The sequence below is a fragment of the Desulfococcus sp. genome (assembly GCF_050178255.1).
Lineage (GTDB): Bacteria > Desulfobacterota > Desulfobacteria > Desulfobacterales > Desulfococcaceae > Desulfococcus > Desulfococcus multivorans.
Genome location: NZ_JBFXGG010000138.1, coordinates 1 through 7,286, shown reverse-complemented (window position 1 = coordinate 7,286; position 7,286 = coordinate 1). Strand labels below are relative to the sequence as shown.

7 protein-coding genes are annotated in these 7,286 nt (G+C 55.5%); 1 reads left to right on the top strand and 6 read right to left on the bottom strand.

Annotated elements, in window-relative coordinates; translation table 11 throughout:
- The 3 genes from AB7S84_RS15615 to AB7S84_RS15605 form a co-directional block, all read right to left on the bottom strand.
- Positions 1-892: 3-deoxy-7-phosphoheptulonate synthase (locus tag AB7S84_RS15615; RefSeq protein WP_428155629.1), on the bottom strand; the 892-nt coding region annotated here is incomplete at its 3' end.
- Positions 893-1,425: 533 nt separating this feature from the next.
- Entirely contained in the window at positions 1,426-2,415 is a 990-nt protein-coding gene (locus AB7S84_RS15610) for an outer membrane beta-barrel protein (protein WP_428155627.1), read from the bottom strand.
- 94 nt (positions 2,416-2,509) lie between these two features.
- Positions 2,510-3,922 (bottom strand): ATPase, encoded by a 1,413-nt coding sequence (locus tag AB7S84_RS15605; RefSeq protein ID WP_428155625.1) that lies wholly within the window; start codon positions 3,920-3,922, stop codon positions 2,510-2,512.
- A 322-nt stretch (positions 3,923-4,244) separates the two neighbouring features.
- On the opposite strand from AB7S84_RS15605, the gene AB7S84_RS15600 reads away from it, so the two are divergent.
- Positions 4,245-4,442 (top strand): hypothetical protein, encoded by a 198-nt coding sequence (locus AB7S84_RS15600; RefSeq protein ID WP_040416559.1) that lies wholly within the window; start codon positions 4,245-4,247, stop codon positions 4,440-4,442.
- A 45-nt stretch (positions 4,443-4,487) separates the two neighbouring features.
- Here the strand turns inward: AB7S84_RS15600 and AB7S84_RS15595 are convergent, their stop codons facing one another.
- The 3 genes from AB7S84_RS15595 to AB7S84_RS15585 form a co-directional block, all read right to left on the bottom strand.
- A complete protein-coding gene (locus AB7S84_RS15595) occupies positions 4,488-5,504 on the bottom strand; it encodes a tetratricopeptide repeat protein (RefSeq protein WP_428155623.1) in 1,017 nt (338 codons plus the stop codon).
- A gap of 21 nt (positions 5,505-5,525) precedes the next feature.
- The gene (locus AB7S84_RS15590) at positions 5,526-6,500 is read right to left on the bottom strand and encodes a type II secretion system F family protein (RefSeq protein ID WP_428155621.1); all 975 of its coding nucleotides are present in this window, start codon (positions 6,498-6,500) and stop codon (positions 5,526-5,528) included.
- Positions 6,501-6,515: 15 nt separating this feature from the next.
- The coding region (locus AB7S84_RS15585) for a type II secretion system F family protein (RefSeq protein WP_428155619.1) at positions 6,516-7,286 on the bottom strand (771 nt) is incomplete at its 5' end.

The window sequence follows — 7,286 nt, the reverse complement described above, 5'->3', positions numbered from 1 at the left end:
CGTCGTTGCCGTCCAGGCGCTGGTTGATGCAGTCCTGCCACACCCGGGCCTGGTTCTGGTATTTCTTGCTGGAGTTGGCATGGGAACAGTCGACGATGATGGCCTCCAGAAGGTTTTTCGCCCGGAGCTGGTCCACGGCCTCCCGGATGCTGACCGAATCGTAGTTGGGTCGACGTCCGCCCCGCAGAACGATGTGGGCGTACTGATTCCCGGTGGTTTTGACGACGGCGCTTCTGCCGTCGGCATCGATGCCCAGGAAACTCTGCGGGCTCCCCGCCGCGATCATGGCGTTCACCGCCGTTGTCAAGCCGCCGTCGGTGCAGTTCTTGAACCCGACAGGCATGGAAAGGCCGCTGGCCATCTCGCGGTGGGTCTGGGATTCCGTGGTGCGCGCCCCGATGGCGGACCAGCAGACCAGCCCCGCGATGTATTGGGGCGAAATGGGATCGAGCATTTCCGTGGCCGTGGGCATCCCCATCTCGGTGATCTTCAGGAGGAGGCGCCGCGCCCTTCTGAGGCCCTCGACAATGTCGCAGGAACCATCCATGTAAGGATCGTTGATCATACCCTTCCAGCCCACATTGGTGCGGGGTTTTTCGAAATAGACGCGCATGACGATGCATATGGTTTCCGAAACGGCCTCCCGCAGGACATTCAGCCGTTCGGCATACTCGAGCGCCTCCTCCTCATTGTGGATGGAACAGGGGCCGGTGATCACCAGAAGGCGGGGATCTTCCTTGTGCAGGATGCGCTCGATCGCCTTCCGTCCGGCGATGACCGTGTCGCCGGCCGTCCAGCTGATGGGAATCTCCTCCTTCAGTGCCTGGGGCGGCAGCAGTGGGATGAATTCCTTGACGCGGACATCGTAGGTGCGTTGCATTTCGGGGCTCATGGTCGGGTCTCCTTTTGGGTTAAGGAAACGAAAAAGGCCGCCGGGATGTTTTTTCTCCCCGCGGCCTTTTTAAGTAAAAAAAAGAGCCGCGGGCGGGTCTGCCCTCGGCTCTTTCGCTTCGTTATGTGTGTGTATACCTCAGCGAACCCCAGGCAGACGTGCGGTGCCGTAAAAATAAAACCAGAAATAATACACGCTGCCGGCATAGGGGTTCATTTAAGTATATAATCCTCTTTTGATGATAACTTACAAAAAATGCAATACTGTCTCTGTTTACGGGAACCGTTTGAGGGTGTCAAGCTTTTTGTTGGGGTTCCCGAAAAAAATTGGGAGGCTGAAGCAAAAAGGGCGGACACACAGGTCCGCCCCTACGGGAATCCGAAAACCAACCGCGATATGCGGGCCTGTTGCGGCAAACCCAGATCACGACGTCGGATCGTATGGAATCACGGTCAACGTAGGGGCGGACCTGTGTGTCCGCCCTGATCCCGCACCCCACCAAACGATGTCCCATACCCCGTCAAAGGCCGGGATTAAAAGCGGTATCCGATCTGACCTGTCAATGTGTAGCCGTTCAGGTCGAATTCCGCCTCGATGGGAATATCTTCGATGGTATCGCTTAACTCCGCTTCATCCGTAAAGATACGCTTTCCCTCGATACCGAGGAACACCCTTTTATCGATGTTGATATTCAACCCCGCCACAATATGCGCACCGAGAACGGCATCATGGTCGTCGGCGGTAACTTCAAAACCGGCAACCTGGATATCAAAATCCCCATAAACATAATATACCCCCAGGCCCCCGCCCAGGTAAACCTCCCCCTGGTTGAACGGCAACACCCCCTTGGCACTGGCCGTTACGGGGATGATATGAATGTCGGCGTCCGCTCGGGCCGGAATCGTGTAAACATCATTATTTACGACAGCGTAAAAATTCCCGTTTGCGGCGTCGTCGGTGTTGGCATACCCGATGCTCGCTTCCAGGGCGAAATAAGGCGAAAGATAGCGGTTCAAGGCAAGTTCGGCGTTGAACCCCGTATCAAAATCATCCAGATCGTTGTTGGGGAAGTAGCCACCGGCCTTGAATACGGCGGTCAAATGCCGACTGTCATCCATATTCGAAGTCGTCGGTGCCGGCGCGGTTTCGGATGTCGCCGGTGTGTAGGTTCCGGTTTTGGCTAACTTCAGGGTTCCGTTCTGGTGGACGGTGACAATGTCGACGGCGTTGCCGCTGTCCAGGTGCTTGACCATCCACTTATCCTCTCCCATGAAAAAGAGTTTGACCCTGTCGCCCGGCTTGCACCCGCCCATTTTAGAGGCGTCGACCACCACGGCATCGATGACGTCCCCTTCCCTGATGTCCGAGAGCGGCATGCCTAAAAAGGCGGTATCCGTTTGAATGCCGAGCGCGTTTTGAAAGTCCAGAAGCGTTGCGTCGCCTGCAATGCTGGTGACGGTCGACAGGGCACAGATAAAGAACGCACAGATCAGCGACAGGGAGATGTGACGGCATTTTTTCATGGGAATTGTTCCTTTAGCGATTGAGGTCATCCACTTTCATGAACTCGGTTATAACCAATTTTTTGCTCATATCACATTTCGTCGGAGATTTCTCCTACAGATCGACAAAATAATTCATCCAGGCGAAATCGACGGCCTCCCTGGTGATAGCCGGCGGTTTCCGCTTGAAATAGGCCTCGTCGATCATGTGATCCACCAGGTCCCGGGGATGACAACCAATGGGCTTGATGCCGGCGTCGTCGTATTTTCGGATGAGGTAGTCGAAGACCTCCTCGTCCAGAGGCAGCCGGTTAGCATCGCAGACCGCCTCGAAGATTTGCCGATATTCCCTGGGGGTAGGATAGTTGATCTTGATCTTGTAGCGCAGACGCCTCAGAAAGGCTTCGTCCGCCAGTTTTTCAGGCTCGAGGTTGGTGGCGAAGATAACCAGTTGATCAAAGGGGATCTCGAATTTCATGCCGGTGTGAAGCGAGAGGAAGTCCACCCGACGATCCAGGGGAACAATCCACCGGTTCAGCAGGCTCTGGGGATCGATGAGCTGACGGCCGAAATCGTCGACAACGAATATACCGTTGCCGGCCTTCACCTGCAACGGCGCTTCATAGTATTTTGAATTCGGGTTGAACTCCAGGTCAAGGGTTTTCAGGGTCATCTCGCCGCCGGCCATGACAATCGGCCGCTTGACACGAATCCACCGCTGATCGTGGCCCTCATCGTCGTCCTTTTTGGGCTGTGGGACGGCCTCATGGCTGACCTGGTCATACACGACGATGATCTGCCCGCCCACCAGCAGGGCATACGGGATATAGATCTCTCCGGGCAGGCTCCTGCCGATGCACTCCGCGATGGTCGTCTTGCCGCCGCCGGCCGGACCGTACAGGAAAATGGGCTTGCCGGAATTGATGGCCGCCCCGAGCCGCTGAAACATGGTCTCGCTCACGACGATGTCCGAGAAGGATTTCCGGATATCCGCCTCGGTCACGTCGAGGCTCTTGATGGTCTGGATTTCCACGGCCTCGCGATAGTCTTCCAGGGAAACCGGGGCCGGCCCAACGTACCGGCACTCCTCCATAAGGCCGTTGGCCATGTGAAGCCCCACTTCGGTGATGTTGTATTCGTAGAGCATCGTGGAAAACGAGGTGTTGCCTTTGGCGATTTCGATCAACCCGTCATTTTTCAGGGCGCCGACAATCTCGGCGATGACGTTCGCGTGAAGCTTGGTCCTGCCCACCATGCTCTGGATGGAAAACTTCTTGGTCATCAGGGCGTGCTTCAACACCAGGTCCCTGAGGACGTTTTCATCCAGATGGGTTTCAGCCGGTTTCCTGGGCGGTTTTGGGGTAAAATCGAAAAAACGGGCCAGGTCCGCCTCGGTGATCCGCCCGAGGGCGACCAAGTTGCTGCCCAGCCGTCCGCCGTAGGTGCGCATGCGGTCCAGGGCCGCCTGAAGATCGGCGCCGGTGACAAGTCCTTCCTCCAACAGCCGCTTCCCCAAAACCTTTTTCATATCCCCTCTCCTTCTATTTTCGGATTCAACTTTCGGTATTTATGGGCCGGTACATGGGGGGTCCGGCCGGCGCTCCGTACGGTTTATAGAGACTGAAGCCTGAAGGGGTGCGTTCGCGCCAAACGGTGCCTGTATTCCTTTCAGCCTGCAGCCGCTTTCCGATCATTGTCATAAACGTCGCTGTAGTATGTTGCGTATCGTTTTTGAAAGAATGGTGGACTTCAGCCTGATTTTATGCATAATTACAGCCGTGAATCGGCTGTGGTATCTTGTTGGAAATCATCGAACCATCCGCGCTCACCCCAAGCACAGGGCAATTGAAATGCTGTCAAACCTCTTCAGCGATCTTTACGTCCGTTTCCCCGACACCCTCCAGACCAAGGCCTTTTTCATGCTGTTCGGCATTGTGGCCGTCACCATCGGCTATTGGCTGAAGCAGATCGTCGGCGCTTTCATCGTCTTTTGCATCGTGCTGGGTCTGTACCTCTACACCACCGGATTTTTTCATCGGCCATTCTGACGGCACGGAGATCGAACCTCCCGTTTATTCACAATTTGTCGCGAATCAATCGATCTCCATGGGTTTCAGAAGAGTTTGAGGCGGGCTTTTCAAGGCCGGCGTTGCCGGGGAAGGCGCTGTCTGAGCGCTCTTCGCCCTCCGCAAATTCTCGGCAGCGGTTTCGTAGAAGTCCGGGTTGAGCCGGATCGCCGTTTCAAAGCATTGGATCGCCTCGCCTTTCCGGCCTCGGCTCAGATAGACGCATCCCATATTGTTGTATGCCTGGGCCGCGCCGCCGCTTTGGGTAAATGCCTGGAGGGCCTCATCGTAGCGGCCGGCATTGGCGAGGGCCATGCCGAGGTTGTTGTAGAGCTTTGGATGGGTGTACCCGGCGGCCCGGGCCTTGTTGAAGGATTGCACTGCCGCGTCATGTTGGCCGGTCATGGTCTGGGCGACGCCGAGGTTGTTGTAGAGCATGCCTTCGTCAGGCTTGAGGCGGACGGCGGCCAGGTAGTGGGTGACGGCGGCGTCGTACCGTCCTGAATAATCGCTGATGATGCCCAGGAAATTGTGGGATTTCCAGAGGTCGGGATTCAGAAAAACAGCCGTCTTGAAGGCTTTTTCAGCCTTCGGGTATTCTTTTTGAAGAAAACAGGCCCTTCCCAGGCCCTGATAGGCAAGAGCATGCCCCGGATCCCGGTCGATGACCGCCTGAAAAGCCTGGATAGCCTCGGTGTTCGCATTGCCCGCCGCCAGGGCCACCCCTTTTTTGTAATGGGCGGAGATACGGTTGGGAGATTTCCGAAGGGCCTGTTCGTATCGGACCACGGCCATGGGCAGGTTGTTCCGACGGTATTCAGCGTCCCCCCGCTCCTCCAGCTCCTGGGGCGAAAGATTGGCAACGGTTTCCATATCAGCCGGGTCGGGCTCCGAAAGGGCCTCGGCCGCCGCCAGTTGATAGGGGGTCGTCCTGGCGCCGGAAAGATTGGGATCGCCGGCACATCCCCAAAGAAGACATACCGATACGATTCCTGCAAAAAATTCGGTGATATTCAATAATGGCACCCTTCGTAATCGTTGCATCCCTATGCTCCTGACTTGCCCTTAATTGGCAATGAGCGTTTCGTAAACTCGAATCAATCCCGGTCCAACCAACACGACAAAGACAGCCGGCATGATGAAAAAAATCAGCGGGAACAGGATCTTGACACCGAGCTTGGCCGCCTTTTCCTCGGCAATGGAAAACCGCTTGGCGCGGGAGGTGTCGGAATAAACGCGGAGGGCCTGGGCGGAGCTGGTGCCGAATTTGTCGGTCTGGATGAGCATGGTTACGAGATTGTTCATTTCATCCAGGCCCACCCGCATGCCAAGGTTTCGAAGGGCGCTCTGCCGCGATTTGCCCGCCCGGGTCTCCAGACTCATGATCTTGAACTCCTCGCTCAAAGGCGGACAGGTCAGGTAAAGCTCCTCGGCCACCTTGTTGATGGCGGCGTTGAGGTCCATGCCGGCCTCGACGCAGACCACCATCAAGTCCAGGGCGTCGGGAAGCCCCTTGAAGATCTGCTCCTTTCTTTTGGCAATCTTCAAATCCAGCCAGATCTCGGGGAGATAGAGCCCCATGTAGGCAAACCCCACACACATCAGAAGGATAATGGTGAAAGTCATTCCCTTGAAAAACATCAGCTGCATCATCAGAAAAAGCAGCATCAAGCCTACGGAAAACACGATCTTGGCGCCCCAGAAGATGTGGGCGGCATTTTTTCGGCGGATCCCGGCATTGAAGAATTTGATGCGCGACGCGGCGTATTCGTCTGTTTTCTCGCCGGCGACCCGCTTACCTACGAATCCCAGAACGTGCAGAATGCTCTGAAATCGTCCTTTGGAGGAGTTAACCCTATTGATAAGAAGCATATCATTTTGGGAAATATCAACACTTTCTCCGGCCGAGCGTATCTTCTCGATGACCTTGCCTTTCTGGGCCATCAGGCGATAGGCCTGCAGGATGCCCATTATCAAGAGCAGGATGCTTATAAAAACAATTGCCGATGCCAATACCGGCATGTCAAACAGTGGTGTCATGGTTGCCCCTCCCTTTCAGACTTCGATATCGACAATTTTCTTGATGACCCATATACCGATCACCATCATTACTGCGGCAAACACGAGCATGAACCTGCCGACATCGTGGGTCAACAGTAACTCCAGATAGTCCGGGTTGGTGAAATAGAAATAAGCAAAGAGAAAAAAAGGCGCAACGGCGATAATGAGCGCGGAGAGGCGGCCTTCAGCGGTAAGGGCGCGAACCTTGTCGTAAAACTTGAACCGCTCCCGGATAATGTGAGTGATGTTTTCGATGATCTCCGACAGGTTTCCCCCGGATTCCTGCTGGATGATGACCGCGATGATAAAAAAGTTCAGGTCCTGGCAGTCCACCCGCCGACCGAAGTTTTTGAGGGCCTCGGGGTTGCTGAGCCCATAGTTGATTTCATCGATGGTCTCCTTGAGTTCGGTGCCCAGGGGGTCGTCGAATTCCTCCGAAGCCAGCTTCAAGCCGTTGGAAAATGCGTGCCCGGCCCTCAGGGCCCGGGCGATGAGATCCAGACCTTCGGGAAGCTGCTGTCTGAATTTTTTCAGTCGCGCCTCTTTCTTGAGCTTGAGATGGAAAAACGGCGCAACAGCCAATATCAGCCCCAGCAGAACCGCCAAGAGGGGCCGTGCGTTAAGCAGCACCCCTCCTGCATACCCCAATACGGCCAACACCACCGAGAGAAGCACAAAAAATCCCAGAGGGTAAGGAACCCTGGCTTGACGAACCAGGTCGTCGATAACATCGAAAAGAGGGAAGGTCCGGAGAATAAATTTCAA